The sequence below is a fragment of the Serratia sp. Z4 genome, assembly GCF_009900725.1.
Lineage (GTDB): Bacteria > Pseudomonadota > Gammaproteobacteria > Enterobacterales > Enterobacteriaceae > Serratia > Serratia nematodiphila.
Map to the genome: position 1 here is coordinate 30,904 of NZ_JAAABD010000010.1, position 26,707 is coordinate 57,610.

Sequence of the window (26,707 nt, forward strand, 5' to 3'; positions counted from 1 at the left end):
CGGACTCGCTGTCTAATTAACGACGACCTTCAGCAATCGCGGTAACCGCTTGAATCTCTGCGGCTTCCTGCTCTTGCTGTTCCTGGCGCTCACGCACGTCGAGGATCTGGCTGGTGATCAGGCCTTCTTCGATTTCGCGCAGGGCGATAACGGTGTACTTGTCGTTCTCTTCCGGAACCAGTGCATCTTTGCCGCCGGTCTGGATCTGACGCGCCCGACGAGCAGCGACCAACACCAGGTCAAAACGGTTACCAATTTTCTCTACAGCGTCTTGAACAGTTACGCGTGCCATATTTGTGCTACTCCACAGGTGACGAAAAGACTGGGCATGATACTGAAACTGCCTTCAGTCTGCCAATAGTTTGCTGATTAAAGCGTCATGCCGCAGCAACTGGCGGCCCAAACGCAGGCGTTCGGCGCGAATGATGGTCTTCAGATCGGACAGCGCCAGATCGAAATCATCGTTCACGATCAGGTAATCGTACTCCGCGTAATGCGTCATTTCCGCCACGGCCTGGGCCATGCGTTTGGCGATCACCTCTTCGGAATCCTGCCCGCGCCCGCGCAGGCGGCGGCCCAGTTCTTCCTTCGACGGCGGCAGAATGAAGATGCTGCGCGCCTGCGGCATTTTGGCGCGGATTTGCTGCGCGCCCTGCCAGTCGATATCCAGAAACACGTCTACGCCGGTCGCCAACACTTGTTCGATGGCGGCGCGTGAGGTGCCGTAATAGTTGCCGAACACTTCGGCGTGCTCAAGAAACGCATCCTGCTCGATCATCCGGCGGAATTCGTCTTTCGAGACGAAGAAATAGTGCTCGCCGTGATTTTCACCCGGGCGGCTGTCGCGCGTGGTGTGCGAAACCGAAACCTGCGTGTCGTACAGCGGTTGCGTCTTTAACAAAGCCTGAATCAGACTTGATTTACCTGCGCCACTGGGAGCAGAGACAATATAAAGCGTGCCTTGAGCCATGATGATGTTCGTTGATAACGGTTGATATGCCAAAAACAGCGGATGTGTATTTTCTCCGCACAGTATACACGGCTAACGCGCCAGGTGCAGCGTTAGCTCGCATTTTGCCCGCGGCTTTGCGTGGAAAAAGCGTCGAAAGGGCGAATATGCGCGCTGAAGAGCAATATTTTGGCAGTTTTGGCCCAGCGGCGGCGCGCTGCCGCTCCGGGATCAGTGATCCGGATGTTGGTAGTTGAACACCGGCAGACCGAGGCGGAAGCGTAGGGCGATAAGACGCGCGCTCAGGCCGGCGACCAGCGTGAGGATCACCACCAGATTGTGCGGCAGGCTGAGGTGCTGCAGGCCGATATACAGCCAGGCGGCGCTGAAGGAGATGCCGGCGTAGATCTCTTTCTGGAAAACCAGCGGGATACGGTTGCAGAACATGTCGCGCAGCACCCCGCCGAAGACGCCGGTGATCACTGCGGCGATGGCGGCGATAATCGCGCTGTGCCCCATATCCAGCGCCACCTGCGCGCCGATGATCGAGAAAACGATCAGGCCGACGGCGTCGAGCACCAGGAACAGGCGGCGCAGATGGCGCATCAGAGGAGCCACCCAGGTGGTGACGATCGCCGCTATTGCGACGATGACGATGTATTCCGGATGCTTGACCCAGCCCAACGGAAAATGCCCGAGCAACATATCGCGCACCGACCCGCCGCCGATCGCGGTGACCGAGGCGATGATGATCACGCCGAACATGTCCATTTGGCGGCGGCCGGCCGCCAACGCGCCGGTCATGGCTTCGGCGGTGATGCCGATGATATAAAGGATGCTCAGTAACATAAGGGATTCACAGCGTACTTGCGTCAGAATGATGGCCGGCAGGGTAATCGCCGCCGAGGACGCGCGCCACTGAGTTTTTTTCACCGATGGCATTTCGGATTAATATAGCTAATCCAAACTCCGTTTTTATTGCCGATAACCAGCCTTTTTTAACATCTGGCTGTTAATGAAAGCATTAGAAATTTCGCGCTAATTTCCATCGCTGACTATGATTTTTGCAGCGAATCCTTCAACCGAGAAACCGAGACTGCAGATGAAAAATTCTCCGAGACTGGCCGCCGGCGCCGTGGTGGCTGCCGCCCTGCTGCTGAGCGGCTGCGTGGCGCCAGGCCACCAGGCTGTTTCCCCCACCCCGGCTTGCCGCACCGGCGATCCGCTGGTGCAGACAACGCTCTACTTCGGCCTGAACCGGCCGGCGGGGCCGGCGATCACCGCCGCCGAGTGGCAAACCTTCGTCGATAGCCAGGTGACGCCGCGTTTTAAAGACGGGCTGACGGTGTTTGATGCCAAAGGGCAGTGGCTGGGCCACGACGGCAAACTGGCGCGCGAGAACAGCAAGGCGCTGCTGCTGATCCATGCGCCGGGCAAAGAGAGCGAGGCGAATATCGAGGCGCTGCGCAGCGGCTATAAGCAGCAGTTTGCGCAGGATTCGGTGATGCGGGTGGATGCGCCGGTGTGCGTGGCGTTTTAAAACGCACTCCCGGCAGCCTGGCCGGGAGTGAGGATTACAGCACCAGGCCGGCGATGGCTGCTGACAACAGGCTCACCAGCGTCGAGCCGTAAACCAGCTTCAGGCCAAAACGGGAAACCACGTTGCCTTGCTGCTCGTTCAGTCCTTTGATGGCGCCGGCGACGATGCCGATGGAGGCGAAGTTGGCGAACGACACCAGGAACACCGACAAAATGCCCAGCCCGCGCGGCGACAGCTCCGCCGCGATCTTCTTCAGTTCAATCATCGCCACGAATTCGTTGGCCACCAGTTTGGTCGCCATGATGCTGCCCGCCTTCAGGGCCTCCTCCGCCGGGATGCCGATCAGCCAGGCCAGCGGATAGAACACGTAGCCGAGGATCTGCTGGAAGCTGATGCCGAGCACCGCCGAGAACAGCGCGTTGACGGCGGAGATCAGCGCGATAAAGCCGATCAGCATCGCCGCGATGATCATCGCAATCTTGAAGCCGGCCAGAATGTACTCGCCCAGCATTTCGAAGAAGCTCTGATCTTCGTGCAGCTTGTTCAGCTTCAGCTCCGGCTCGTCTTCGACCTGATACGGGTTGATGATCGACAGGATGATGAAGGTGCTGAACATATTAAGGATCAAGGCCGCCACCACGTACTGCGCGTCGATCATCGACATGTAGGCGCCGACGATGGAGAGCGATACCGTCGACATGGCGGTCGCGGCCATGGTGTACATGCGGCGCGGCGAGATGTCGCCGATGATGCCCTTGTAGGCGATGAAGTTCTCTGACTGCCCCAGCACCAGCGTGCTGACGGCGTTGAACGATTCCAGCTTGCCCATGCCGTTGACCTTGGACAGCAGGGTGCCCACCAGGCGGATGATCAGTGGCAGGATGCGGAAATGCTGCAAAATGCCGATCAGGGCGGAAATAAAGATGATAGGACACAAAACGCCGAGGAAGATGAACGCCAGGCCATCCTTGCTCATGCCGCCGAATACGAACTCCGATCCTTGGGCGGCGTAGGCGAGCAGGGTGTCGAAGAAGCCGGCGACGTGTTTGATCACGCTGAGCCCGCTGGCGGAGTGCAGGAAGAAGTAGGCCAGCGCGCCTTCGATCACCAACAGCTGGATGATATAGCGCAGGCGGATTTTCTTGCGATTATTGCTGACCAGCAGCGCCAGGGCGATGATCACCACCAAGGCCATAATAAATTGCAGAATTTGTGGCATAAACGGTCCGTACGGTTCACGGGCAGGAAAAAAACACATTTAGCCACAGCATCGCCGTCCTTTCATTACCTTGCGTGATAATTAGAACAAAATACTTATGGCGTGCGGGATATCTTGCCAAATGTCATCCACACGCGCTGCTCGGCAGTTTTTCATAAGCCCCCGAAGTGCCTTAGTGAGCCGTCTTCCATGATGCCTGCCGGCTCGCAGCTTGATGCAACCACCGTCCCGCACGTTCAGGCGCCTGGAATCTGGCTCGCAACTGGCACTTTTTCATGGCGTAAAGCGTGGTTTTCTCGAGGGAAGCGGAGAAAAATGCCTGAACAAGGCGCTACGACCGGCGCATTTTCTCGGACAAGGAGACGAACAATGAATACCGGCACGTTGCTCAGGGCGCTGGCCAACGGCGTTAATCCCGACACCGGCGAGCTGTTGAGACCGGCTTCGGCGGCCTGCGCGCCGGAGGCTATCCGCCTGCTGTTCGCGTTGGCCAACGAGTTCGACGGTGAAGCCGAACCGCAGAAAAAAGCCCGGCTGACGCCGGAGGAGAAGCGGCAGAAGAATCTGGCCGAGGGGCGGCCGGCCAATGCCTACTTCCCCTGGCCGGAAGAAGAAAAACTGCGGCTGCGCGAGAGCCATGCGGCCGGGGCGACGCTGGAGGCGCTGAGCGATGAGTTCGAGCGCTCAACCTGGAGCATTGCGGTGCAGCTGCAGAAAATGGGGTTGATCGGTGAGGAGCAGGCGGCCGCCTATCGCTGATCTGCAGCCATAAAAAAGCCCGCGTGGCGCGGGCTTGATGGCGTGCGGAGCGGGATCACTCGATGTTCTGGATCTGCTCGCGCATCTGTTCGATCAGCACCTTCAGCTCGATGGCGGAGGCGGTGACGTCGGCATTGATCGACTTGGAGGCCAGGGTGTTCGATTCGCGGTTGAACTCCTGCATCATGAAGTCGAGGCGGCGGCCGACGGCTTCTTTCTTCTTCAGGATGTTGTGCGTCTCTTTCACGTGCGCTTCCAGGCGGTCCAGCTCTTCGGCGACGTCGATGCGCTGCGCCATCAGCACCAGCTCCTGCTCCAGGCGGGTGTTTTCCAGCTGCACCTGCGCCTCTTCCAGCTTGCTGACCAGGCGTTCGCGCTGCCATTGCAGGATGTTCGGCATCTGGGCGCGCACTTTGACCACTTCGGCGCTGACGCCGTCGAGGCGCTGTTCGATCAGCGTTTTCAGCGCGGCGCCTTCGCTTTCGCGTGCGACGATGAAGTCATCCAGCGCGCCGTCCAGCGCCTGCATCAGCTCGGCGCTGATGGCGTCCAGATCCTGCTCCTGCGCGGACATCACACCCGGCCAGCGCAGCACGTCGATCGGGTTGATTTCCCCTTCGTCGCTTTGCATTTTCACCCAGTTGGCGGCTTCGACCAGCTGTTTGGCCAGCTTTTCGTTCAGGATCAACGAGCTTTGCGCGCTTGGATCCAGTTCGAAACGCAGGTTGCATTCGACTTTGCCGCGGGTCAGGCGGCCACGGATACGTTCACGGATCACCGGCTCCAGGCTGCGGAATTGTTCCGGCAGGCGGATGTAGGTTTCTAAGTAGCGCTGGTTAACGGAACGCAGCTCCCAGGCTGCGCTGCCCCATTCACCCTTGATTTCACGCCGGGCGTAGGCGGTCATGCTGCGGATCATTGATGCGTACCCGTAATAGGAAAAGATGGGGCGATTATAGCGTCGCGGCTGCGGGCAGGATAGGCATTACGTCACGAAGCCCGTATAATGCGCAGCCAATAGTTGATTTGAAGCCGGAGAGAGCCCATGCGTCCTGCAGGCAGAGCACCACAGCAAGTTCGCCCCCTGACACTGACCCGTCACTATACCAAACACGCTGAAGGTTCAGTGCTGGTTGAGTTTGGCGATACCAAAGTCTTGTGCACCGCCACGGTAGAAGAGGGCGTTCCGCGCTTCCTGAAAGGCCAGGGGCAAGGTTGGATCACCGCCGAGTACGGTATGCTGCCGCGCTCCACCCACAGCCGCAACGCCCGTGAAGCCGCCAAAGGCAAGCAGGGCGGCCGCACGCTGGAAATCCAGCGTCTGATCGCCCGCTCGCTGCGTGCCGCGGTGGATCTGAAAAAGCTCGGTGAATTCACCATCACCCTCGACTGCGACGTACTGCAGGCCGACGGCGGTACCCGCACCGCCTCCATCTCCGGCGCCTGCGTGGCGCTGGCCGACGCGCTGAACACCCTGGTGGCCAACGGCAAGCTGAAAGCCAACCCGATGAAGGGCATGGTGGCGGCGGTTTCCGTCGGCATCGTCAATGGCGAAGCGCTGTGCGATCTGGAGTATGTGGAAGATTCCGCCGCGGAAACCGATATGAACGTGGTGATGATGGAAGACGGCCGCATGATTGAAGTGCAGGGCACCGCCGAAGGCGAGCCGTTCAGCCACGATGAGCTGTTGGCGCTATTGGCGCTGGCCCGAGGGGGCATCGAAACCATCTTCCAGGCGCAGAAAGCGGCGCTGGTGGACTGATTTTTCAAGGCGACTGAGAAGTCGCCTTTTTTATGCCCGGCGATCGGGCGGTAGTAATGACAAGACCCAAGCAGATTCAGACGAGGAGAAGCAGTAATGAAAGCCTATCAGCGCCAGTTTATCGAGTTCGCGCTTAACAAGCAGGTATTGAAGTTCGGCGAGTTCACCCTGAAATCCGGCCGCACCAGCCCGTATTTCTTCAACGCCGGCCTGTTTAATACCGGGCGCGATCTTGCGCTGTTGGGGCGCTTCTACGCCGAAGCCCTGATGGATTCCGGCATCGATTTCGATCTGCTGTTTGGCCCGGCCTATAAAGGCATTCCTATCGCCACCACCACGGCGGTGGCGCTGGCGGAACACCATGAGCGCGACGTGCCTTACTGCTTTAACCGCAAGGAAGCCAAAACCCATGGCGAAGGCGGTTCGCTGGTGGGCAGCCCGCTGCAGGGGCGCGTGATGCTGGTGGACGATGTGATCACCGCCGGCACCGCGATCCGCGAGTCGATGGAAATCATCGGCGCCAGCGGCGCTTCGCTGGCGGGAGTGCTGATCTCCCTCGACCGTCAGGAACGCGGCCGCGCGGATATCTCCGCCATTCAGGAAGTGGAACGCGACTATCACTGCAAGGTGATTTCGATCGTGACGCTGAAAGACCTGATTGCCTACCTGGAAGAGAAACCGGAGATGGCGGACCACCTGGCGGCGGTGCGCGCTTACCGCGAGCAGTTCGGGGTATAAATAACAACGCCGGGCATGCCCGGCGTTTTCGTTATTGCAGCTGTGCCGCTAATAGCGGCCAGCGGGCGTCGAATTCCTGCGTGGGGCGATAGCGGAATTCCGAACGCACATAGCGCGACAACATGCCTTCGCAGAAGGCCAGCAGTTGGCTGGCCAGCAGCGTTTCATCGACGATAAAGCCTTTGCCTTCGCGCAATTTGCGCTCTTTCAGCACCTGACGCAGCTGCGCCTCGATGCGCTCGAACAGCTGGTTGATGCGGCCCTGCAGGCGATCCTGTTCAAACATCAGCGCGTGGCCGGTCATGATGCGCGTCAACCCTGGGTTGCGCTCCGCAAAGCCCAGAATCAGCAGCAAAATCAGGCGCAGACGATTAAACGTCTCTTTCTCGTCCTGCAAGATCAGGTTGATGCGGGTGATCAGGCTGTCTTCGATAAACTCGATCAGACTGTCGAACATCCGTGTCTTGCTGGGGAAATGCCGGTACAGCGCAGCTTCAGAAACACCCACGTTCGCGGCGAGCTTGGCGGTGGTGATGCGTTGGCTGCCGTCGCTGGATTCCAGCATCTGGGCTAACGCCTGCAATATTTCCTCGCGCCGATTCCTTTTCGTCTTTTCTTTTTCTGCCATGTCTGATTAGACCCTTGCTAAAACTTAACTGACGGAAACCCGCGCACCGGCCGCTGCAGAGCAGGCTCTGTGCGGCTTATGTGATAGCTTTTTTACGATGCTGGGGTCAGCGGCCTTAACGGCCTTTTTCCGCGCTGCCTGGTGTGCGCTGCAATTGTCGCGGTAAAACCTTGCCGCAGAGACATCCTTCTCCCCGGAAAGGCAAGGTTCAGGCGACGTTTCCCTGCCGGTCATCGTGCATTGGGTGGCGCTTAGTGGCGCCCCGAGTGGCCGAAGCCGCCTTCGCCGCGTTCGCTGCTGTCGAACTCTTCCACCAGGTTGAATTCGGCCTGCACCACCGGCACGAAGACCATCTGCGCGATACGTTCGCCCGGCTCGATGGTGAAGTGCTTCTGGCCGCGGTTCCACACGGACACCATCAGCTGGCCCTGGTAATCGGAGTCGATCAGGCCGACCAGATTGCCCAGCACGACGCCGTGCTTATGGCCCAGGCCTGAGCGCGGCAGGATCACCGCCGCCAGGCTGGCGTCGGCGATGTGGATCGCGAGGCCGGTAGGCAGCAGCGTGGTTTCACCCGGCGCCAGCTCTACCGCGCTGTCCAGACAGGCGCGCAGGTCGAGACCGGCAGAGCCCGGCGTAGCGTAGGTCGGTAGCGGGAAATCCTGACCGATGCGTGGGTCGAGGATCTTAACGTCGATTTTTTTCATCATAACGGCTGACTATCTCGTCTATTAAACGTTGGCCAAGGAGTGCCTTGTCGCTCAGCGCCAGGCGCTTTTCTCCATCCTGCCAAAAAAGGTGCAGGGCATTGGTGTCGCTGTTGAACCCGTGCTCTGCAAGCGATACATCGTTAGCGCAAATCAAATCCAGCTTCTTACGCGCCAGTTTTTGCCGCGCGTATTCTTCCACATTCTGGGTTTCGGCGGCAAACCCCACGACAAACGGTCGATTTTTGGTCATCGCCGCCACGCCGGCGACGATATCGGGGTTTTTTACCATCTTGAGGACGATTTCATCACCCTGTTTTTTTATTTTTTCATCGGCGATCCGCTCGGGGCGATAGTCGGCCACGGCGGCGCAGGAGATGAAAATCTGCTGCTGCGCGGCGCGTTGCTGCACCGCCTGCTCCATCTCCAGTGCGCTGGTAACGTCGACTCGGGTGACTGATGGCGGCGTCGGCAAATTGACCGGCCCGGCGATCAGCGTCACCTGCGCGCCGCGAGCGGCGGCTGCGCGGGCAATGGCGAAGCCCATTTTGCCGGAGCTGTGATTGCTGATGAAACGTACCGGATCCAGCGCTTCACGCGTCGGGCCGGCGGTGATCATAACCTGCAAATGTTGCAGATCCTGCGTGACAGAGAAATGGCCGTTCGCCAGCTCGACGATGTCCAGCGGATCCAGCATGCGGCCCGGGCCGACGTCGCCGCAGGCCTGGCTGCCGCTGTCCGGCCCCCAGAGCAGCATGCCGCGCGCCTGCAGCGTTTGCAGGTTGGCCTGCGTGGCGGCGGCGCGATACATCTGCTGGTTCATGGCGGGCGCGGCGGCGATAGGGGCGTCGGTCGCCAGGCAGACGGTGGTCAGCAGATCGTTGGCCATGCCGGCGGCGACGCGCGCCAGCAGATCGGCGGTCGCCGGCGCCAGAATCACCAGATCCGCCCATTTGCCGAGCTCGATGTGGCCCATGGCGGCTTCGGCGGCGGGATCCAACAGATCGTCGGACACCGGATAGCCGGAAACGGCCTGCAGCGTCAGCGGCGTAATGAACGCCTTGGCGGCGTGGGTCATCACCACGCGCACTTCCGCGCCCCTGTCGCGCAGGCGGCGCACCAGCTCTGGGCATTTGTAGGCGGCGATGCCGCCGCTGATGCCAAGCACAATATGTTTGCCGGAAAGTCCCGTCATCATCATTGTCCGATTGAAAGCCGAAAGATGCGCCATTTTAGCATATCCGCCGTTCAGGTGAGCGATTCCGCAATGGCTGCAGGGCGTTACATTGTGCTTTGCGAAACACTTCGCAATGTTATCAAACACCTGTCGAACGCGTCGGGTGGCGCATGGCATGCTGTAGCCCTTTCAGGGAGGAACACGATGAGCAACCCGATTGTGGCGTGCTGGCCGGGCGCGTTGGCGCCGCGTGAAAAGCTGTTGATGCAAGGGGCGGCGTCGTTGTCCGACGCAGAGCTGTTGGCCATTTTCTTGCGCACCGGATTGCCCGGCGTGCACGTGATGCAGCTGGCGGAGCAACTGCTGCGCCGATTCGGCTCGCTTTATCACCTGATGTCGGCCGATCATCAGGCTTTTTGCAGCCAAAAAGGCCTGGGCGACGCCAGCTATACCCAACTGCAGGCGATTGCCGAGCTGGCGCTGCGCTTCTTTTCCAGCCACTTGTCGCAGGAAAATGCCATGCTCAACCCGCGCGTTACCCAGCATTATCTGCAAAGCCTGCTGGCGCATCGCGAGCGAGAGGTCTTTTTGGTATTGTTTTTAGACAATCAGCATCGGGTTATTCGCCATCAGGAGATGTTTGCTGGTACCATCAGCAGCGTCGTCGTCTACCCGAGAGAAATTGTGCGCGAAGCGTTGAAGGCTAATGCCGCCGCGCTGATTCTCGCGCATAATCACCCTTCGGGTAAGGCTGAACCCAGTCATGCCGACCGTTTAATAACGGAACAGGTGGTGAAAGCCTGTCAGTTATTGGAGATCCGAGTGCTTGATCATTTGGTGATCGGTCGGGGTGAATGCGTCTCTTTTGCCGAGCGCGGATGGCTTTAAGCGATTTTTTCGCGATCCTTGTGGGATCTTTAGCTGTTCGGGACTTGAGCACTTACGCTTCAGAGCGTATACTACGCCACCTTTGAGAATCTTGGGTTTGGCGCAAGAGCCTATCTCAGCAGGTTTCTGACCTGATGTGTGGTTTCTACCTGATGACGAGAGTCTCCTCAGTATGAAGTTTGCTGAGATGGGCTCTAAAAGCCTGACGAGGCGGCCATACCCTATACGAAGCTCGAGCTGATTTGATTTTTGGAGAATAGACATGTCCCGAGTCTGCCAAGTTACTGGCAAGCGCCCGGTGAGCGGTAACAACCGTTCCCACGCAATGAACGCGACCAAACGCCGTTTTCTGCCTAACCTGCACTCACACCGTTTTTGGGTTGAGGCTGAGAAGCGCTTTGTAACTCTGCGTGTATCTGCTAAAGGTATGCGTGTTATCGATAAGAAGGGTATTGAGACGGTTCTGGCCGATCTGCGTGCCCGTGGTGAGAAGTATTAAGGAACTGAATCATGGCTAAAGGTGTTCGCGAGAAGATCAAGCTGGTTTCTTCTGCTGGTACTGGTCACTTCTATACCACCACGAAGAACAAGCGTACTAAGCCGGAAAAATTGGAACTGAAGAAATTCGATCCAGTTGTCCGTCAGCACGTAGTATACAAAGAAGCTAAAATTAAATAATTTTAGTGGATTAATGAAAAACCCGGCCTTGGCCGGGTTTTTTGTTTTATAAAGGGTAGAAAACGTCGGAGGGGAAGCCAGATGCCTGAATTACCGGAAGTTGAGACGAGCAGACGCGGTATAGAGCCTTATCTTGTCGGCCACAGCATTCAGTATGCGGTGGTGCGCAATGCGCGCCTGCGCTGGCCGGTTTCCGAGCAGATCCTGACGCTGAGCGATCGGCCGGTGCTCAGCGTGCAGCGCCGGGCCAAATACCTGCTGATCGAGCTGGAGAACGGTTGGATTATCGTGCACCTGGGCATGTCGGGCAGCCTGCGCATGCTGCGCGAGGAAAACGAAGACGAAGCCGGCAAACACGACCACGTCGATCTGGTGATCAGCAACGGCATGATCCTGCGCTATACCGATCCGCGCCGTTTCGGCGCCTGGCTGTGGTGCGAAGACCTGGCGACCAGCAGCGTGTTGGCGCATCTGGGGCCGGAACCGCTGAGCGAAGCGTTCAACGGCGACTACCTGTATGAAAAATCACGCAATAAGCGCACGCTGATCAAACCGTGGCTGATGGATAACAAGTTGGTGGTCGGCGTTGGTAACATTTACGCCAGCGAATCGCTGTTCAGCGCCGGGATCCTGCCCGATCGTCCGGCGGGATCGTTGAGCAAAGCCGAAGCGGAACTGCTGACGAAGACCATCAAGGCGGTGTTGCAGCGCTCTATCGAGCAGGGCGGCACGACATTGCGCGACTTTTTGCAGTCGGACGGCAAACCGGGGTATTTCGCGCAGGAGCTGCAGGTTTACGGGCGGGCGGGAGAACCGTGCCGCGCATGCGGCACGCCGATTGAATCCGCCAAGCACGGGCAGCGCAGCACCTTCTTTTGCCGCCGCTGCCAGCGCTGAGCATCACTCGGCGGCGAGCTTCGCCATCAGCGCCTGGGTGACCACATCGGGCAGGAAAGGCGCGATATCGCCGCCGTGGCGGGCGACCTCCTTCACCAGTGAGGAGGAGATGAACGACCACTCTTCGGAAGGCATCAGAAATACGCTTTCCAGCGTTGGCATCAAGTGACGGTTCATGTTCGCCAGCTGCAGTTCGTATTCAAAGTCAGACACCGCACGCAGCCCGCGCACCAGGATATTGGCGTTCTGGTGGGCGGCGAAGTGCGCCATCAGCTCACTGAAGCCCAGCACTTCCACATTGTCCAGATGCGAGGTGACCTGCGTCGCCAACGCCACGCGCTCATCCAGGCTGAACAGCGGTTTTTTGCTCGGGCTGGCGGCGATGGCCAGAATGACGTGATCGAACATTAGCGACGCGCGCGTCACTAAATCCAGGTGGCCGTTGGTCATGGGATCGAACGTCCCGGGATAGATGGCTTTGCTGGTCATGATTCACTTCTCTGAGTAGTTGCGGCCCAATGCCCATAATGCGGCATATTTATTGAAGGTATATTGCGCGTTGACCACCGCTAACAGCAACCCCTGTTTACCGTCCAGGAAGCCGGCGCGCAGCAGCCAGGTTTTGACGAAGGCGCCGAGCGTGTGGGTCAGGATGGACAGGTAGCCGCAGCGCTTGCCGGCCCGGTGGCGCTGGGTGGCCCACTCTTCGGCATAGCGCAGCTGTTTGCGCTGGAAGGCGAAGAAATCGCGGCAGGTCAGGTGCAGCATATCGCCGCTGAGGGGGATCACTTTGGCGCCGCCGATGTTCAGCGACTCGTGCACCAGATCGTCGTTATAGCGATAGCGTTGGTTGGCGTACAGGCGGTTGACGCGGTCGGGATACCAGCCGCTGTGGCGCATGAAGCGGCCAAGGAACAGGTTGCGGCGCGCGCAGCTGTAGACGGCGCCGTCGTCCGGCGCGTTCAACACCTGTTCGATAGATTGCCGCAGCTCGGGCGTGACGCGTTCGTCGGCGTCGATCATCAAAACGTAGTCATGGCTGGCGTAGCTTTGCGCCAGCTGACGCTGCTTGCCAAACCCTTGCCAGTCGGTGTGGGTGAAGACTTTGGCGCCCAGGCTTTCGGCGACGGCGACGCTGTCGTCTTCGCTGCCGGAGTCCAGCACGATGATTTCATCGGCCCACTCGACCGAGCGCAGACAGTCCGGCAACAGCCCGGCTTCGTTTTTGGCGATCATCACCACCGACAGGCTTTTGCGGCTGCTCATTCAGTGACTCCGGGGCGGCAGGTGCGGTTCCAGCAGCTGCAGCAGGCGCTGCAACGCTCCCTGATTCTGATACAGCACTTCCACCGCATGGCGGCCGTAGTAACGACGGTAGTCTTCGTCGGTCAGCAGGGTTGCCACTTCCTTCACCAGCGAATCGACATCGGTCACGGTGATCAGGCCTTCGGCTTGGGAGAGCTTGGCGCAGATGTCTTTAAAGTTGAAAGTATGCGGGCCCATCAACACCGGGATGGCGTGCGCGGCGGCTTCCAGCGGGTTGTGCCCGCCGCGTTCCACCAGGCTGCCGCCGACAAAGGCCAGATCGGCGATGCCGTACAGCAGCATCAGTTCGCCCATGGTATCGCCGATCACCACCTGGGTGCTGCCGGACGGGATTTCGCCGCTGCTGCGCAGGGTGTAACTGAAGCCGGCCTTCTGCACCAGCTCTTTGGCTGTCGGGAAGCGTTCCGGGTGACGCGGCACCAGGATCAGCAGCAGGTCAGGGTGTTTTTCCAGCAGCTTGCGGTGCGCTTCCAGCAGGATGGTTTCTTCACCGTCATGGGTGCTGGTGGCGATCCACACCGGGCGGCGCGGCGCCCATTGGCGGCGCAATGTAACGGCGCGGGCGGCCAGCTCCGGGGTGACGGAGATATCGAATTTCAGGCTGCCGGTGACGGCCAGCTGAGAGCGTTTCAGGCCCAGTTCGATAAACCGATCGCCATCTTCCTGGTTCTGTGCGGCGATCAGCGTGATGCGGCGCAGCATATCGCGCATGAATCCGCCAATTTTCTTATAGCCGGCGGCGGAGCGGGCCGACAGGCGTGCATTGGCGATCACCAGGGGGATTTGCCGCTGATGCAGCGCGTTGATCAGGTTAGGCCATAGCTCGGTTTCCATGATGATCACCAGCTTGGGATTCACCTGGTCGAGGAAGCGGTTCATGGCGCCGGGCAGATCGTAGGGCAGATAGACATGATGCACGTCTTTGCCGAAAGCGGACTGGACGCGTTCTGAACCTGTCGGGGTCATTGTGGTCACAGTTATCGGCAAAGCGGGGTAACGATGGCGCAGCGCCCGCACCAGCGGGATGGCCGCCAGCGTTTCGCCGACGGAGACGGAATGCAGCATGATGCCGCCTGGCACGACTTTCCCGGCGCAGAAGCCATAGCGTTCCGCCCAGCGTTTACGGTAGGCTGGAGCTTTGCGGCTGCGCAGCAGTAAGCGGAGCCAGATCAGGGGTTGGATGAGGTAGAGTAGTACCTGATATAAACGCAGCAACATTCTATCAATTTCATTTATATGGGTTATTCGGAATAGTACCATAACTGGAAGGGAAAGGCGCTAATTTGGTAACCTTGGGTGTCAGTTTCAGACAACCGGCGAGCGATTTCGCCGACAGGCTCGGAATGAAGAATATTTTAATTATTCGCCGCGATAACATCGGCGATCTTGTTTGCACCACGCCCTTGATTGAGGGGGTGAAAATTGCCTATCCGGACGCAAAAGTTTATCTGCTGATCAATAAAGTTAGCCAGGATGTTGTTAAAAACAATCCTCATCTCGAGAAAGTCTTTGTCTATAAAAAGGCCAAGCACAAGGCGAAAAATGAGACCACGTTGGGCGTTTATTTCGAACGCATGATGATCTTCCTGAAGCTGCGCAAAATAAAGTTCGATGCGGTTATTCTGGCCAACCCGGTGCCTTGCAAATACAGCCTGCGTCTAGCGAAAATGGCCGGCGCCACCCATATCATCGGCGCCGATCTGGGCACGAAAGCTATTCATCGCCCGTTCCGCAAGGACGATTTCCGCGGCCTCCATCAGGTCGAACACACCTACAGCTATTTATCGGCGATAACCGATCAATCCATTCCGATCCCGCCGGTGCGGGTGTTTCTGGCGCCTGAAGAGCGGCAATTGGCGGCACAGCGGCGGCAGGAACGTCTGCCGCCGGTCGAACGAGTCTGCGCCGTGCATATCAGCAGCCGCAGCCCGAAAAGGCGCTGGCCGGTTGAGCGCTATGCCGAAATCATCAACCGTCTGGTTGCCGATCCCCACACCGGCGTGCTGATCTTTTGGTCGCCTCAGGGCACGTTGGCACCGGACGACATCGGCGATCAGCAGCGCGCCGAACAGCTGCTGGCGCTGTGTCAAAACGAACGCGTCGCGCTTTATCCGACGGCGTCGGTGCGTGAGCTGTTGGGCGGGTTTGATTTATGCGACCGGGTGCTGTGCAGCGACGGTGGGCAGATGCATCTTGCTGCTGCGTTGAATAAGGACATGGTGGTGTTCTTTGGCGATACCGATAAAGTGTCCTGGCATCCATGGACTGGCCGCCATCATATTTTGCAAAGTGAATCGGGGCACTGTGAAGATGTTTCTGTCGATGAGGTTTGGCAGAAAATGCAGGCGCTCAACTAACGAAGAAAATAAGGCAGGCATCCCCTGCCTTATTTATTTTTTTATTGTTCTTCTTTCAGCTCAATATATTGATGGCAAATAGGCTCAAGCCCATAGCTCAGCAATTGCTGTTGATTTATCTGCGGCGGGTTGGCGTAAACCTCCGCCATTTTTTCTGCCAGCGACGCTTCGTTTAATTCCGCCAGCGCGTTAGCCATGCCGGCTTTTTCCAGAATTTCCGCAGGGCCGCCCGGGCAGCGAGTGCTGACCACCGGTGTGCCGCACAGCAGCGATTCTACCAGTACGTTGCCAAACCCTTCGCTGTCGGAGCTGAGCACCAGCAGCGAGGCATGACGAATAAACGGATAGGGATTGCTCTGGAAACCGAGGAACAACACACGCTCTGCGATGCCCAAGTCTGTCGCCAGACGTTTGACCTCGTCGACTTTGGCGTCGTCACCGGACCCGATCAAGGCCAGCGGTGCCTGAATGCCGGAGAGCGCATAGGCTTTCAACAGGCGGTCATGCCGCTTGGTGGTGTGAAAGCGGCCGACGTGCACCAGATAGCCCTGGCCGGCCAGTTCGCAAGGCGCCGCCGCCTGTTGCTGAATGGCGTCGATGTCGAACGGGTTGTTGATGACCGCCAACCGGCGCGGGCGGATCGGCAAGTTCCGCTGCAGATCGTCGCCGACCGCCTGTGAAACGGCGACGATATTTCTTCCCTGGTAAACGTTGGCGATTTTGCGTTGCTTCAGCCAGCGATCGAGACCCTTGCGGTGACCGAGGTAGGAGGTGGAGAGGATGCCGTGAATGCAGAACCACAGGCGATCCGCGGCCAACCGCTTGCTGCGGCTGACGATGCGATCGGTTTTATGCAGGTTGGAGAACACCAGATCGAACGCGCCGTGTTGGCGCTCGTGTTCGGCTATCGCGCGATCCAGCGCGGCGGCGCGGCGCGACAGCTCGGTCAGCTTGCGCCAAGGGGCACGGCTGCGATCGGCCACCACCTGATAATCAATGCCCGGTGGAATAGGGTAATTGCAGACGTCGCGCAGCGAGATCAGACTGACGTCGTGCCCCTGTTGCTGCATGCCCTGACACAGGGTCAGCACCACTTTTTCCGCGCCGCCTCCCGGCAGGCCATCGATGATCATCAGAATACGCATAGCTAATCCAGTAACCGGTTATAGAGGGAAATCAGCTGTTCGGACAGATGCGCCGGCGTAGCCGTCATAATGCGCAATCTTGCCGCTTCGCCCATGGATGATCCCAGCGCCTGGCGCGGCAGTGCCCGAATAGCCTCCGTGATGGCCGGTACGTCGAGCGCGTCGGTCACGAAGCCGTTCTGGCCTGGGGTGATAAACTCGGCGCCGCCGCAGGTGGTGCTGGTGATAACCGGCAGGCCGCACGACATCGCTTCCAGAATCACATTCGGGAACGGATCGTACAGCGTCGGCAGCAGCAGCGCGTCCGCGGCCTGATAGAACGGCAGGGTCTGCTTCTGCACGCCCATAAAGTGAATGCGATCGCCGCAGCCCAGCGACTGCGCCAGCGCCCGGTAGCGTTTTTCGGCTTTGTCTTTACCGATCACCAGGAGGTGGCTGTCGGTCGCCGCCACGGCGCGGATGGCGGCGGCCAGCCCTTTGCGCTCGAAACCGGAGCCGACGAAGATCAGGCAGTGCGCCTGTTGCGGGATCTGATATTGCTCGCGCAGACGTTGACGCAGGGCCTCGTCGGCGGGCGGGAACTTTTGATTGTCGATGGCGTTATAGATCACCGTGATCTTGTCGGCGGGCACGCCAAAGTCGGCGATGATTTCCTGCTTGATCATCTCGGCGTTGCAGATGACGGCTTTCAGCTCGGGCGCGGCGTACATGGCGCGTTCGGCGCACATCACATAGCGGTGATAGCGATTGGAGAACAGCCACTTGCGGCGCCATTCCGGCAGCAGACGCGCGCGTTGCAGCAGCCAGCGGCGGTGTACGCCGTCGCCGGCGCGATAGATGTCGCAGCCGGGAATGCGCTCGTGGCTTTGCACCAGATCGAAGCGCTCTTTCTGCCACAGCGCCCTGGCTGCCACGGCGAAGCCTCGCTCGCGGCTGATGCGGCCGAGCTTTAACGGGTTACACAGGTGGATATGCCAGTTGGGATTGGCGTCGCCCTGCCATTCGCGAGTGATGACGTTCAGATCGAGATCCTGTTGCTCCAGCGCTTCCAGGGCGCGGGAAACGAAACGTTCGGCTCCGCCGTCCGGGCGATATTTTTGGCGAACGATCGCCAAACGAAATGCTTTCATGCCAGCGTGCTCCGCGCGGCTGCAATCACCGCGTCTGTAGGAATAAGGTCGAGATACCGTTCGTCGGTGCCGGTATCGATGGCGTCCGGATCGGGCAGTTCGCCGAAGTCGCCGGCCCAGATCACGGCGCCGGTAGCTTGCCACGGCCGCCAGAAAGTCAGCTTGGAAGGGCCGAACAGCGCCACGCACGGCGTTTGCAGCGCGGCGGCCATGTGCATCGGCACCGAATCCACGCCGATAAACAGCTTGGCGTGGTCGATCAGGGCGGCCAGTTGGCGCAGCGTCAGCTGGCCGGCCAACGAGATCACGCCCTGTGGCGGGCAGAGCGCCAAAATGCGTTCTACCATGGCTTGTTCTCTGGCGTCGGGGCCGGAGGTGATCACCAGCTGGTGGCCGTCGGCCTGCAAGGCGGTGAGGGTGGCGGCCATTTTCTCTTCGCTCCAGCATTTGAAGAACCAGCGCGAGGTGGGCTGCACCACAATATAACTGCCGGCGACGCCCTGTTTCTGCAACCGTTGCTCACAGGTCTGCCAATCCTGCGGATCGTAACTCATGGTCACATGCTCATTGAGCGCGGGCAGGTTCAGCGGCGCCAGCAGCGAAAGATTCTGTTCGACGGTATGCAGGTGGGCGTGATTGTCTACCGGCACCAGCTGGGTGTGGCAATGGCGCCACAGCAAGCCGCGGCGTTTGGGGAAATCGAAGCCCAGACGGATACGCGCACCGGTCAGGCGCGTGAGGATGGCGCTGCGCCACTGATCGGCCAGGTTGACCACCAGATCGTAGCGTTGCGCCTTCAGGCGACGCAGCAGCGCCAGTTCGTGCCCCAGGTGCGCGCGGGCGCCCTGTTTTTTCCATTGACGGTCGATGGCGAACAGCGTCGACAGTTCCGGATTACTGGCCAGCATCTCCTGCGTTTCCTGATACAGCAGGACATCGATCTGCGCCTGCGGGTAGTTTTGCCGCAGGCTGCTGATGACCGGCGTGACCAGCAGCATATCGCCGTGATGGCGCAGTTTTATGATCAGAATACGCTGTACGGATGGGGCGGAAGTTGGGGCTGGCGCGTCGTTCATCATGAGTCGCTTTCTGGGAAACCAATCTTTGATTCTAAATGACCCGATCGCATGTGGCTACTGTTGCAAGGTTTTCTTGCCTGGCCGTAAAAAAATCGCCGGAGCAGGGACGAATGCGCTTCAACGTTGTCCAAACCAGGCAGCAAAGTCGTTTGCCCTGGCGAAACGGCCTGCGTAACATAGTGCATTCTGTTGATATCAGGCTCGATATTCATGACTAAACCGGCGTTTCTCATCACCATTGATACCGAAGGCGATAATCTGTGGCAAAACCACGATCGCATCGCGACCGAAAACACGCGTTTCTTGCCGCGCTTTCAGGCATTGTGCGAAAAATACGCCTTCAAACCGGTTTATCTCACCAACTATGAAATGGCGGTGGACCCGGCTTATGTCGAGTTCGCGCGCGACGTGATCGCTCGCGGCACGGGTGAAGTGGGCATGCACCTGCATGCCTGGAACAGCCCGCCGCTGACGCCGCTCACCGACGACGACTGGCGCCACAAGCCTTATTTGATCGAGTATCCCGCCGATCAGATCCGCGCCAAGGTCGATCACATGACCAAGCTGCTGGAAGATGCCTTCCAGACCAAAATGCTCAGCCATCGCGCCGGCCGTTGGGCGTTCAACGAATATTATGCCTCGCTGCTGCTGGAATACGGCTATCAGGTGGATTGTTCGGTGACGCCGCGGGTCAACTGGCAGTTTTCGCCGGGCAATCCACAGGGCAACGGCGGCACAGATTACAGCCGGTTCCCGTCGCAGGCCTATTTCATCGATCCGCAGAACATCGCCAAACCGGGCGCTTCGTCGTTGCTGGAAGTGCCGATGAGTATCCAGTACAAGCACTCGGCGCTGATGAATGCCTTCAAGCAGGGCTATGACCGGCTGCGCGGCAAGCGGCGTTCGCCGTCCGTCAACTGGCTGCGGCCGAGTGGCGGCAACGTGGCCAAGATGATAAGCGTGGCCGAGACGTCGTTGGCGCAGGGGCATGACTACGTCGAGTTTATGCTGCACTCCTCCGAGTTTATGCCGGGCGGCAGCCCGACGTTCAAAACCGAGCAGGATATCGAAGGACTGTACCGCGATCTGGAGCAGCTGTTTGACTGGCTGCAGCAGCGCACGGTGGGCATGACGCTGGCCGAGTATTATCAACTTAAAGCGAATTAAGCACGCACATGTCGAAGAAATGGAAAATCAAGGTTGCCGACTGGTTCTTGCGGCGCTATACGGCGAAGTACGGCCGTTTTCAGGATAAGGCGACGTTCGACGGCGCCCAGCAGTTTGACAATATCGTCATCTATTCCACCACGGCGTTGGGCGACTTCATGTTCAACACGCCGGCACTGCGGGCGATGCGGGAACGCTACCCCAACGCGCACATCACGCTGGTGGTGCACAAGAAAAACCGCGAGCTGGTGGAAAACGGCCGCTATTACGATCGCGTGGTGTATTGGGACAGCAAGATCAAGACGATGCGCCCGTTGCTGAAATCGCTGCGCGAACATCAGCCGGATTTGGCGCTGATCCTGCATTCCCATCTGCCTTATGACATCATCAGCGCCGTACTGGCCGGGGCGAAGTACATTATCAGGGATAACTACAGTTCAGGCATTTGCGGGCTGGAGCCTTGGCTAACCAACTACGTCTTCCATTATTACGGCCACTTCGTGCGCCGCAAGCTGGAGCTGATTTCCATTTTGGGCTGCCGCAGCGACGATCCGACGATGGAAATTCCCGTGGATTATCAGCACGGCGTCAAAAGCAGCGAGCATCCCACCATCGGTTTTCAGCTGGGGGCGTCAACGGAGTCGCGTTGCTGGCCGGTTGCGCATTATGCGCGGCTGGCCGATGAGCTGGTGGCGAAGCACCCAAATGTACGCATCGTGCTGATTGGCGCACCGTTTGACGACGGCAAGGCCAAACAGTTTTTGAGTCTGATCGGCCCGCAAACGCAGGCCTGCGTGGATAACCAGATCGGTAAAACGGGGCTGCAAGGTTTGCTGACGTTGCTCGACAGTTTCCATGTTCTGGTTACCGGCGATACCGGGCCGCTGCATCTGGCGGTGGCATTGAAGGTGAAAACCATCAGTCTGTTCGTGACCGCCGACTCACGCTCCACCGGGCCGATTCAGGATCCTGAACTGCACCGCATCATTCAGGTGTCTCGTACCGGCTATACGATGCCGCTGGAGGCGGAAAGCCCAATGGGGGTTATCCAGCCGCAGCGGATTTATGACGAGCTGGTCGCGCACGTGCCTTTAGTGCGCTAAAGGCGAGACGACGCATCGGCCGCCCGGCCGATGCGATTAGTGCGGCCTGCGCCCGCGCAGCTTCGAAAGAAAGGTATCTACTCGCGCATAGCGCATCTGGCGGACTTTTTTGCCCGGCACGTCGCTGTTGCGGCAGACAGCGGCGGCGCGGCGCAGGATATGCAGCGTTGCCGGCGCGTAATGGTAATAGCCGTATACCGCCTTCGACATGCTTTTCACCTCGGAAAAGCAGTTGGCCAGCATCAGGGCGGCTAACCGGCGCAGCGGCTCATCCCCGGGATGCTGCGCCACAAAACGCAGCATCTTCTCCATGGCGAACAGCAGATCTTCAATATCTTTGGGTTTGATATTGCGGGTGATGCCCTGGCTGTTGTCCCGATAGAAGTAGAGTTCGCAGTCAAGATGGGCGATGCGGCGAGTTTTGAAATACTGAAAAGGCGTGAAAATCACGTCTTCGTAGCGCCTGCCGTCTTCGAACGCCTCCCCTTCCAGCAGCGTGCGTTTATATACCCGGCTCCAGAGATGCCACATCGAACGTGCAAACAGCGGTTGCAGGCAGCCGAGCCCCAACTGTGAAAAGTCGTAGGCTACGGGCTGCGCCGCGCGGTTATCCGGTGTCGACGGATGTTCGGTGAACTTCTGATAATTAAAATCGATCAGGTCATATTCACCGGCGATCAGCAGGGGGCGCAGGATCGCCAGATAGTCGTCGCTCAGCAGATCGTCTCCGTCGAGAAAGGTGATATAGCGCCCGGTGGCCTGCTGTAGGCCGACGTTGCGGGCGTGCGCAATGCCGCCGTTGGCCTGCGAAGTAAGGACCGCGCGCGGGTGCCGCCGCTGCGCCAGATAGTGGCTGACCAGCGCCCCTGACGCATCGGTAGAGCCATCGTCGATGATCACCACTTCGATATCGTCGCTAATCTGTACAAATAACGAATCCAGCGCAGCGATAACGAACGCTTCATTATTATAAAACGGCACGATAACGCTGAGCAGCGGTGGCTGTGTCTTCACGCGGTTTGCTCCTGAGCGGAAGGCGGTTTCGCCACGGAGAGCACGGCGGCGATCAGCGCCAGACAGAACATGACGGTGCCTTCCGTGCTGAAGAAGATGACGTCGCTAAGACCGTAAACGAACAGGCTGGCGCTGACGCTCAGCAACAGCGCGTTGCGCTGCGGCCGGAATGAAGAGCAGAACAGGCCGATATACAGCGCCAGCAGCAGCAGTACGCCCCAGACGCCCTTGAGCGAGTAGGTTTCCAGCAGTTCGTTGTGCAGGTGGACGTTGATGTAGGGCATGACGCCGTACAGATGTGGCTGCTGCGCGACGATGGCGCGGATCTCTTCACCGCGTTGTTCGGCGGATTGGCCCCAAGGCGCTTGTGAACCGGTACGCCATGCCAGCGTTTGCATCGACAGCCGGGAAATGATCGAGTTATCTATCTCAGGTTTATCGATCAGTTGCATGTTGGTTTTGAAGTCGGCAATGCGTTGTTCAATCTGCGCTTTAAAGACGAATCCGCAGATGAGTAGCAATAATGGCACCGAGGAGACCAGCAAAAACTTGTGTTTTCTGGATACCAGATGCTTGGTCGCCAGCAGCGACAGACAAACCGCCACCGGGTAAACCAACATGGCCGCGCGCGTGCCGGTGAGCACCAGCGCAGAGAAGGACAGCAGGAACGCCGCAATGTACAACACCAGACGGTAGCGGGTGCGCAGCATCAGGATGGCTTGCATCATCACCAGATCGATGGCGGTCATCAGGTAGGCAACGACCGTGGCGCGATCGAAGTTGAGCTCCACGCGCGGAATATCCAGCCGCAGCCCCTGATAGAGTGAATAACCGTTGACCGCCAGACCGGTAATGAGGGCCACGACAACGAGCAGGCGCTGCACGCACAACCGCTCATTAAGCGCAATCAGCAGGATGAAGGCGGTTGCCAGTTGGAGTTTACCGGTCGACATATAAGAGCGGTAAATGTTGATGTATTCACCCGGCTGTTTGAAGTGGTGCATCCAGAGGATGGTCCCCATGCCGACGCTGAACATCAGCGCCGGCAACAGCAGATTTTTAACGTTGCTGAGGTAATAGCGCGGATACAGGCAAACGGCGATAAAGGCGATGTAGCTGGAAACATAAAACAGATTGCGTCCGGTCGCGGAACCGAAAGGAATGGTGCAAAAAGCGATGGCGCACCCCAGATAGATTAAATAGCTGAAGGCAGGGTGCGGTGTTCTGTGTTTTAACATTGGGCGTGTTTTCCGGCTCACGTTTTAATTAAGCGATGAAGGAGCGCAGCGTGTCGTCGAACTCAACTTTGAACTGAGCATAGTTGAAATGCTCCGCAGGATAGCGCTGCGCATTTCGGCTCAGAGTCTGGTAGGTTTCTCGCTCCAGCAATTTCTCAACGGCATCCGCACAGTCGATATGCGACAGCAGCTTGGGCGCCACCAGGCTGTCGGTCTGCGGATCGTAGACCTCATGCGGGAAGTCGACCTCGATATCGGTGAGCTGCCGGTGTTGTTCGATGGTGACCGACGGCGTCAGGCCAAGGCCGCAGACCCCGTCCCTGACCGCTTCCGGCTGGCCGTCGACCTGCGGGAAGATGACCGGCACGCCGAAATAGAGCGATTCCATGCAGGACAAGCCGAACGGCTCGGTGATCGGCGTGCTCATGTAGATGTGCGTGCGATTGAAGAAGCCGGCGACGTCATCCTGATAACCGCTGAAGGTGACGCGATCGCCGAGCTGAAGCCGTGCCGCCAGCGCCTCGAACGCCGCGCGATCCGGCCCTTTGCCGGCCACTTCCAGCGTGACGTCATGCCCGCGCCGCAGCAGTTCCTGCATCATCAATAATGAAACGCTGATGCCTTTCAGGCTGACCAGGCGTGAGGCAGTGCCGATCCTGACCGGCTGCGACAGCGTTTTCGGCGCAGCGTCGATCCCCGCCGGCGTCTTGATGCGGTTGATCACCACGTGATTTGGGCAAGGCAGATTAAAGCGCAGCTCCATCACCCGCTTCGACGCGTGTGAGGCGGAAATCACGCCGTCCAGCATGGCGAAGAAACGCAGCGTCTTTTTATTCTTGGGGTAACGCCAGGAGCAGCCGTGATCGTAGTAAACCAGCTTGCCGCGCTTGGGTTTGGCCGCCAGCCCCGGCACCAGGTCCCAGACGATCACCACGTCGGCGTTCGCCCGTTCAATTTTCCATTTCAGCAAAAATTTGCGCAGGAACTGCGGGCAACGCAACGGCAACGCATTGATCAGGCGGTTGGCGAAGGTGACGGGCTGATGCGCCGGCAACTGGCGGCGGATCTCTTCGCCAATGTCGCCGCTGATGCACAGGACCTGGTTGCTGCCGTCGGTGGTATCGTTGATGTACTGCAGGAACAGGCGCTCGACGCCGCCCATTTTACCCAGGTTGATAATGTGCAGTTTTTTCATGCTATAACCTTTTGCAACGCCTGCCATGCCGTATCGGCGTCGATTGTCGCCATGCTTCTTTCCGGCGAAATCAGCGAGTGCTGATTTTGCCCGTAACCGCCGATCAGGCCGGGATCGGTCGGCCCGAACAGCGTGATGTTCGGTTTGTCGAGCGCGGCGGTCAAATGGCTGAGCCCGGTGTCGACCGAGATCACACCCCTGGCGCCGGCCAGCACCTCGGCCACCTGCTGCAGGCTGAGTTTCGGCAGCACCTCGACATGTGGAAAACCTTCCGCCAAGCGCAGCGCGCGCTGATGTTCATGCTCTGCGCCCCACGGCAGTTTGATCTTCAGCCCGCTGTCCGCCGCCAGCGCGATCAGCTCACGCCAGTTTTGCTCCGGCCAATGCTTATCGTCACGGGTCGTCGCGTGCAGAAACACCAAATACTGCCCGGCATCGGCCGGCGGGCGGCTGAGAAAGCGTGCGGCGATGGCGTAATCGCCGTAGCTGCCCGGTTTATCGTAGCCGAGGCTTTTGGCGAACAGTTCGCGCGTGCGTTCCACCGCGTGCTGCTGTTTGTCTACCTCATGGCGCACATTGTAGAACCAGCTGGCGAACGGCTCGCGCGCGCTCTTGCAGTCCGGGCCATGTTTGTTGCCTTTAGCGATGCGCGTGATCAGCGCGGCGCTTTTGATCAGGCCCTGCGCGTCGATCACCACGTCGTAACGACGTTCTTGCAGCGCGCGCTTGAAGTCGCAGCGCTGTTGCCGAGTATCGTTGCCGAACCAGTTTTTTCGCCAGCGGCGAATGGCCACCGGGATCACGCGATCTACCGCCGGGTGCCAGGTGGGGATTTGGCTGAAGCCTTCTTCCACCACCCAGTCGAAGCGGATATCGGGAATGGCCTGCAGCGCGTCGGTCAGGGCGGGCAGCGTATGCAGCACGTCCCCCATCGAGGAGGTTTTTACAATTAACACCTGCATGACTATTCCTCGCTGGCGACAAGTAACGGCGTCAGCGCATCCAACACTTGCTGCGGCTGAATATCGATCAAACTTTGGTGGTATCCCTGCTCGGCATCGCCCTTACGCACCTTGTGGTAGCCGCTGATCAGGCGAATGACCCGCGCCTTGTCGGAAAGCGGCGGTGTGAAGTCGGGGCTGCTTGGGCCGTACAAGGCTATCAGCGGTTTGTTCAACGCTGCGGCAACGTGCATTAAACCGGAGTCGTTGCTGACCACCGCCCGGCAGGCTGCGATCAGGATAACTGCTTGCTCCAGCTGGGTTTTCCCGGCCAGATTAAGGCAGAAATCGCGCGCGTCTTCCTGCAATGCGGCGCGGATCTGTTCGCCGGCCTCATGGTCTTTCGCCGAACCGAACAGCGCGATTTGATAGCCGCTCTCGATCAGCCGCTGAGCCAGCGCCGCGTAGTGATAGTGCGGCCAGCGCTTGGCGGGGCCGAACTCCGCGCCTGGGCAGAAGCCGACGATCGGGCGGCTGTCGGTCAGGTTGAAGGCCGCGGTGGTGTCGGCGATCTCTTCGTCGCTCACCCGCAGCTGCGGCCACAGCAGCGGCTGCGGCAGATCGTCGGCGCGCTGAACGCGGCCTTTGTCATAGGCCAGCGCCACATAGCGCTGCACCATCAGCGGGAAAGCGGCCTTGTCGAGCACGCGGACGTCGTTCAGCAGGCCGTAGCGCATTTCGCCCCGCCAGCCGGTGCGCTGCGGGATATCGGCGAAGAAAGGCACCAGCGCGGATTTGAACGAGTTGGGCAGAACGTAAGCGCGATCGTAACGGTTGGCGCGCAGAGCGCGCCCCAGGCGGCGGCGCTCGCCGAGCCCCAGCGCGCCGTGGCCCAGCGGCATCGCCAGCGCCTGATTGACTTCCGGCATGCGCGCCAGCAACGGGCGACACCAGGCCGGCGCCATCACATCGATCTCCGCCGACGGGTATTCGGCCTTCAGGGTGCGATAGAGACTTTGCGACATCATCATGTCGCCAACCCAAGAAGGGCCGATAACCAGTATTTTCAT

At 59.2% G+C, this 26,707-nt stretch carries 30 protein-coding genes; 11 read left to right on the plus strand and 19 right to left on the minus strand.

The window, feature by feature from the left end:
* Positions 1 to 16: 16 nt before the first annotated feature.
* The 3 genes from rpoZ to GT753_RS23280 all read right to left on the minus strand — a co-directional run bounded on the left by rpoZ (position 17) and on the right by GT753_RS23280 (position 1,798).
* Positions 17 to 292 carry a DNA-directed RNA polymerase subunit omega gene (gene rpoZ / locus GT753_RS23270; protein WP_004931221.1) on the minus strand — a complete coding sequence of 92 codons (276 nt, stop codon included), beginning with the start codon at positions 290 to 292 and terminating at the stop codon, positions 17 to 19.
* A 54-nt stretch (positions 293 to 346) separates the two neighbouring features.
* Complete coding sequence (gene gmk / locus GT753_RS23275; RefSeq protein ID WP_004931218.1) at positions 347 to 970, minus strand: guanylate kinase; 624 nt, start codon at positions 968 to 970, stop codon at positions 347 to 349.
* A 210-nt stretch (positions 971 to 1,180) separates the two neighbouring features.
* Positions 1,181 to 1,798, minus strand: coding sequence for a trimeric intracellular cation channel family protein (locus GT753_RS23280; RefSeq protein WP_025304704.1), 618 nt, complete (start codon positions 1,796 to 1,798; stop codon positions 1,181 to 1,183).
* A gap of 253 nt (positions 1,799 to 2,051) precedes the next feature.
* On the opposite strand from GT753_RS23280, the gene GT753_RS23285 reads away from it, so the two are divergent.
* On the plus strand, positions 2,052 to 2,489 hold the full coding sequence (locus tag GT753_RS23285) for a DUF3574 domain-containing protein (RefSeq protein WP_160125998.1): 438 nt from the start codon (positions 2,052 to 2,054) through the stop codon (positions 2,487 to 2,489).
* Between the two features lie 34 nt (positions 2,490 to 2,523).
* Here the strand turns inward: GT753_RS23285 and GT753_RS23290 are convergent, their stop codons facing one another.
* A complete protein-coding gene (locus GT753_RS23290; RefSeq protein WP_004931212.1) occupies positions 2,524 to 3,708 on the minus strand; it encodes a NupC/NupG family nucleoside CNT transporter in 1,185 nt (394 codons plus the stop codon).
* Between the two features lie 369 nt (positions 3,709 to 4,077).
* Between GT753_RS23290 and GT753_RS23295 the strand changes: the two genes are divergently transcribed.
* Positions 4,078 to 4,467 carry a hypothetical protein gene (locus tag GT753_RS23295; protein WP_049240850.1) on the plus strand — a complete coding sequence of 130 codons (390 nt, stop codon included), beginning with the start codon at positions 4,078 to 4,080 and terminating at the stop codon, positions 4,465 to 4,467.
* Positions 4,468 to 4,522: 55 nt separating this feature from the next.
* Here GT753_RS23295 and GT753_RS23300 read toward each other — a convergent pair whose 3' ends face one another.
* Entirely contained in the window at positions 4,523 to 5,386 is an 864-nt protein-coding gene (locus GT753_RS23300) for a YicC/YloC family endoribonuclease (protein WP_015379441.1), read from the minus strand.
* Between the two features lie 126 nt (positions 5,387 to 5,512).
* Here GT753_RS23300 and rph point away from each other — a divergent pair, with 126 nt between their 5' ends.
* Positions 5,513 to 6,229, plus strand: coding sequence for a ribonuclease PH (rph, locus tag GT753_RS23305; RefSeq protein WP_004931205.1), 717 nt, complete (start codon positions 5,513 to 5,515; stop codon positions 6,227 to 6,229).
* Between the two features lie 96 nt (positions 6,230 to 6,325).
* A complete protein-coding gene (gene pyrE, locus GT753_RS23310; protein ID WP_049205345.1) occupies positions 6,326 to 6,967 on the plus strand; it encodes an orotate phosphoribosyltransferase in 642 nt (213 codons plus the stop codon).
* Between the two features lie 31 nt (positions 6,968 to 6,998).
* Here the strand turns inward: pyrE and slmA are convergent, their stop codons facing one another.
* The 3 genes from slmA to coaBC form a co-directional block, all read right to left on the minus strand.
* Entirely contained in the window at positions 6,999 to 7,595 is a 597-nt protein-coding gene (gene slmA, locus GT753_RS23315; protein WP_004931203.1) for a nucleoid occlusion factor SlmA, read from the minus strand.
* 251 nt (positions 7,596 to 7,846) lie between these two features.
* Positions 7,847 to 8,305, minus strand: a complete 459-nt coding sequence (gene dut / locus GT753_RS23320; protein WP_015379440.1) for a dUTP diphosphatase — start codon at positions 8,303 to 8,305, stop codon at positions 7,847 to 7,849.
* Positions 8,283 to 9,500, minus strand: coding sequence for a bifunctional phosphopantothenoylcysteine decarboxylase/phosphopantothenate--cysteine ligase CoaBC (gene coaBC, locus GT753_RS23325; RefSeq protein WP_043129414.1), 1,218 nt, complete (start codon positions 9,498 to 9,500; stop codon positions 8,283 to 8,285). Before coaBC ends, dut begins: the two co-directional genes overlap by 23 nt.
* Positions 9,501 to 9,683: 183 nt before the next feature.
* On the opposite strand from coaBC, the gene radC reads away from it, so the two are divergent.
* From radC to mutM, 4 genes are all read left to right on the plus strand, one after another.
* Positions 9,684 to 10,367: a DNA repair protein RadC gene (radC, locus tag GT753_RS23330; RefSeq protein WP_004931197.1), complete on the plus strand. Its 684-nt coding sequence runs from the start codon at positions 9,684 to 9,686 to the stop codon at positions 10,365 to 10,367.
* 262 nt (positions 10,368 to 10,629) lie between these two features.
* Positions 10,630 to 10,866 (plus strand): 50S ribosomal protein L28, encoded by a 237-nt coding sequence (gene rpmB, locus GT753_RS23335; protein WP_004931195.1) that lies wholly within the window; start codon positions 10,630 to 10,632, stop codon positions 10,864 to 10,866.
* A gap of 11 nt (positions 10,867 to 10,877) precedes the next feature.
* The gene (gene rpmG / locus GT753_RS23340; RefSeq protein WP_002442576.1) at positions 10,878 to 11,045 is read left to right on the plus strand and encodes a 50S ribosomal protein L33; all 168 of its coding nucleotides are present in this window, start codon (positions 10,878 to 10,880) and stop codon (positions 11,043 to 11,045) included.
* Between the two features lie 81 nt (positions 11,046 to 11,126).
* Positions 11,127 to 11,942, plus strand: a complete 816-nt coding sequence (gene mutM / locus GT753_RS23345) for a bifunctional DNA-formamidopyrimidine glycosylase/DNA-(apurinic or apyrimidinic site) lyase (RefSeq protein WP_015379438.1) — start codon at positions 11,127 to 11,129, stop codon at positions 11,940 to 11,942.
* A gap of 3 nt (positions 11,943 to 11,945) precedes the next feature.
* On the opposite strand, the gene coaD is transcribed toward mutM, so the two are convergent.
* From coaD to waaA, 3 genes are read right to left on the minus strand one after another with little or no spacing between them, the layout of a single operon-like run.
* Positions 11,946 to 12,431, minus strand: a complete 486-nt coding sequence (gene coaD / locus GT753_RS23350; protein WP_004931181.1) for a pantetheine-phosphate adenylyltransferase — start codon at positions 12,429 to 12,431, stop codon at positions 11,946 to 11,948.
* Positions 12,432 to 12,434: 3 nt separating this feature from the next.
* Positions 12,435 to 13,208 (minus strand): glycosyltransferase family 2 protein, encoded by a 774-nt coding sequence (locus GT753_RS23355; protein ID WP_015379437.1) that lies wholly within the window; start codon positions 13,206 to 13,208, stop codon positions 12,435 to 12,437.
* Positions 13,209 to 14,486, minus strand: coding sequence for a lipid IV(A) 3-deoxy-D-manno-octulosonic acid transferase (gene waaA, locus GT753_RS23360; RefSeq protein WP_015379436.1), 1,278 nt, complete (start codon positions 14,484 to 14,486; stop codon positions 13,209 to 13,211).
* 125 nt (positions 14,487 to 14,611) lie between these two features.
* Between waaA and GT753_RS23365 the strand changes: the two genes are divergently transcribed.
* Positions 14,612 to 15,625 (plus strand): glycosyltransferase family 9 protein, encoded by a 1,014-nt coding sequence (locus tag GT753_RS23365; RefSeq protein ID WP_075684477.1) that lies wholly within the window; start codon positions 14,612 to 14,614, stop codon positions 15,623 to 15,625.
* Between the two features lie 41 nt (positions 15,626 to 15,666).
* Here GT753_RS23365 and GT753_RS23370 read toward each other — a convergent pair whose 3' ends face one another.
* From GT753_RS23370 to rfaQ, 3 genes are read right to left on the minus strand one after another with little or no spacing between them, the layout of a single operon-like run.
* Positions 15,667 to 16,770: a glycosyltransferase gene (locus GT753_RS23370; protein ID WP_075684476.1), complete on the minus strand. Its 1,104-nt coding sequence runs from the start codon at positions 16,768 to 16,770 to the stop codon at positions 15,667 to 15,669.
* A 2-nt stretch (positions 16,771 to 16,772) separates the two neighbouring features.
* Positions 16,773 to 17,900 carry a glycosyltransferase family 4 protein gene (locus GT753_RS23375; RefSeq protein ID WP_004931172.1) on the minus strand — a complete coding sequence of 376 codons (1,128 nt, stop codon included), beginning with the start codon at positions 17,898 to 17,900 and terminating at the stop codon, positions 16,773 to 16,775.
* A complete protein-coding gene (gene rfaQ, locus GT753_RS23380; RefSeq protein ID WP_085337669.1) occupies positions 17,897 to 18,979 on the minus strand; it encodes a putative lipopolysaccharide heptosyltransferase III in 1,083 nt (360 codons plus the stop codon). Before rfaQ ends, GT753_RS23375 begins: the two co-directional genes overlap by 4 nt.
* A 210-nt stretch (positions 18,980 to 19,189) precedes the next feature.
* On the opposite strand from rfaQ, the gene GT753_RS23385 reads away from it, so the two are divergent.
* Both GT753_RS23385 and GT753_RS23390 read left to right on the plus strand, forming a co-directional pair.
* Positions 19,190 to 20,146 carry a polysaccharide deacetylase family protein gene (locus tag GT753_RS23385; protein ID WP_004931169.1) on the plus strand — a complete coding sequence of 319 codons (957 nt, stop codon included), beginning with the start codon at positions 19,190 to 19,192 and terminating at the stop codon, positions 20,144 to 20,146.
* Positions 20,147 to 20,154: 8 nt separating this feature from the next.
* On the plus strand, positions 20,155 to 21,249 hold the full coding sequence (locus GT753_RS23390) for a glycosyltransferase family 9 protein (protein WP_160125999.1): 1,095 nt from the start codon (positions 20,155 to 20,157) through the stop codon (positions 21,247 to 21,249).
* A gap of 36 nt (positions 21,250 to 21,285) precedes the next feature.
* Here the strand turns inward: GT753_RS23390 and GT753_RS23395 are convergent, their stop codons facing one another.
* From GT753_RS23395 to rfaF, 5 genes are read right to left on the minus strand one after another with little or no spacing between them, the layout of a single operon-like run.
* Positions 21,286 to 22,263: a glycosyltransferase gene (locus tag GT753_RS23395; RefSeq protein WP_048326706.1), complete on the minus strand. Its 978-nt coding sequence runs from the start codon at positions 22,261 to 22,263 to the stop codon at positions 21,286 to 21,288.
* Positions 22,260 to 23,501: an O-antigen ligase gene (locus GT753_RS23400; RefSeq protein WP_160126000.1), complete on the minus strand. Its 1,242-nt coding sequence runs from the start codon at positions 23,499 to 23,501 to the stop codon at positions 22,260 to 22,262. The genes GT753_RS23395 and GT753_RS23400 overlap by 4 nt, the downstream gene beginning before the upstream one ends.
* A gap of 28 nt (positions 23,502 to 23,529) precedes the next feature.
* Positions 23,530 to 24,696: a glycosyltransferase gene (locus tag GT753_RS23405; RefSeq protein ID WP_021504467.1), complete on the minus strand. Its 1,167-nt coding sequence runs from the start codon at positions 24,694 to 24,696 to the stop codon at positions 23,530 to 23,532.
* Positions 24,693 to 25,658: a lipopolysaccharide heptosyltransferase RfaC gene (gene rfaC / locus GT753_RS23410; protein ID WP_160126001.1), complete on the minus strand. Its 966-nt coding sequence runs from the start codon at positions 25,656 to 25,658 to the stop codon at positions 24,693 to 24,695. The genes GT753_RS23405 and rfaC overlap by 4 nt, the downstream gene beginning before the upstream one ends.
* Positions 25,659 to 25,660: 2 nt before the next feature.
* On the minus strand, positions 25,661 to 26,707 hold the full coding sequence (gene rfaF, locus GT753_RS23415; protein ID WP_015379429.1) for an ADP-heptose--LPS heptosyltransferase RfaF: 1,047 nt from the start codon (positions 26,705 to 26,707) through the stop codon (positions 25,661 to 25,663).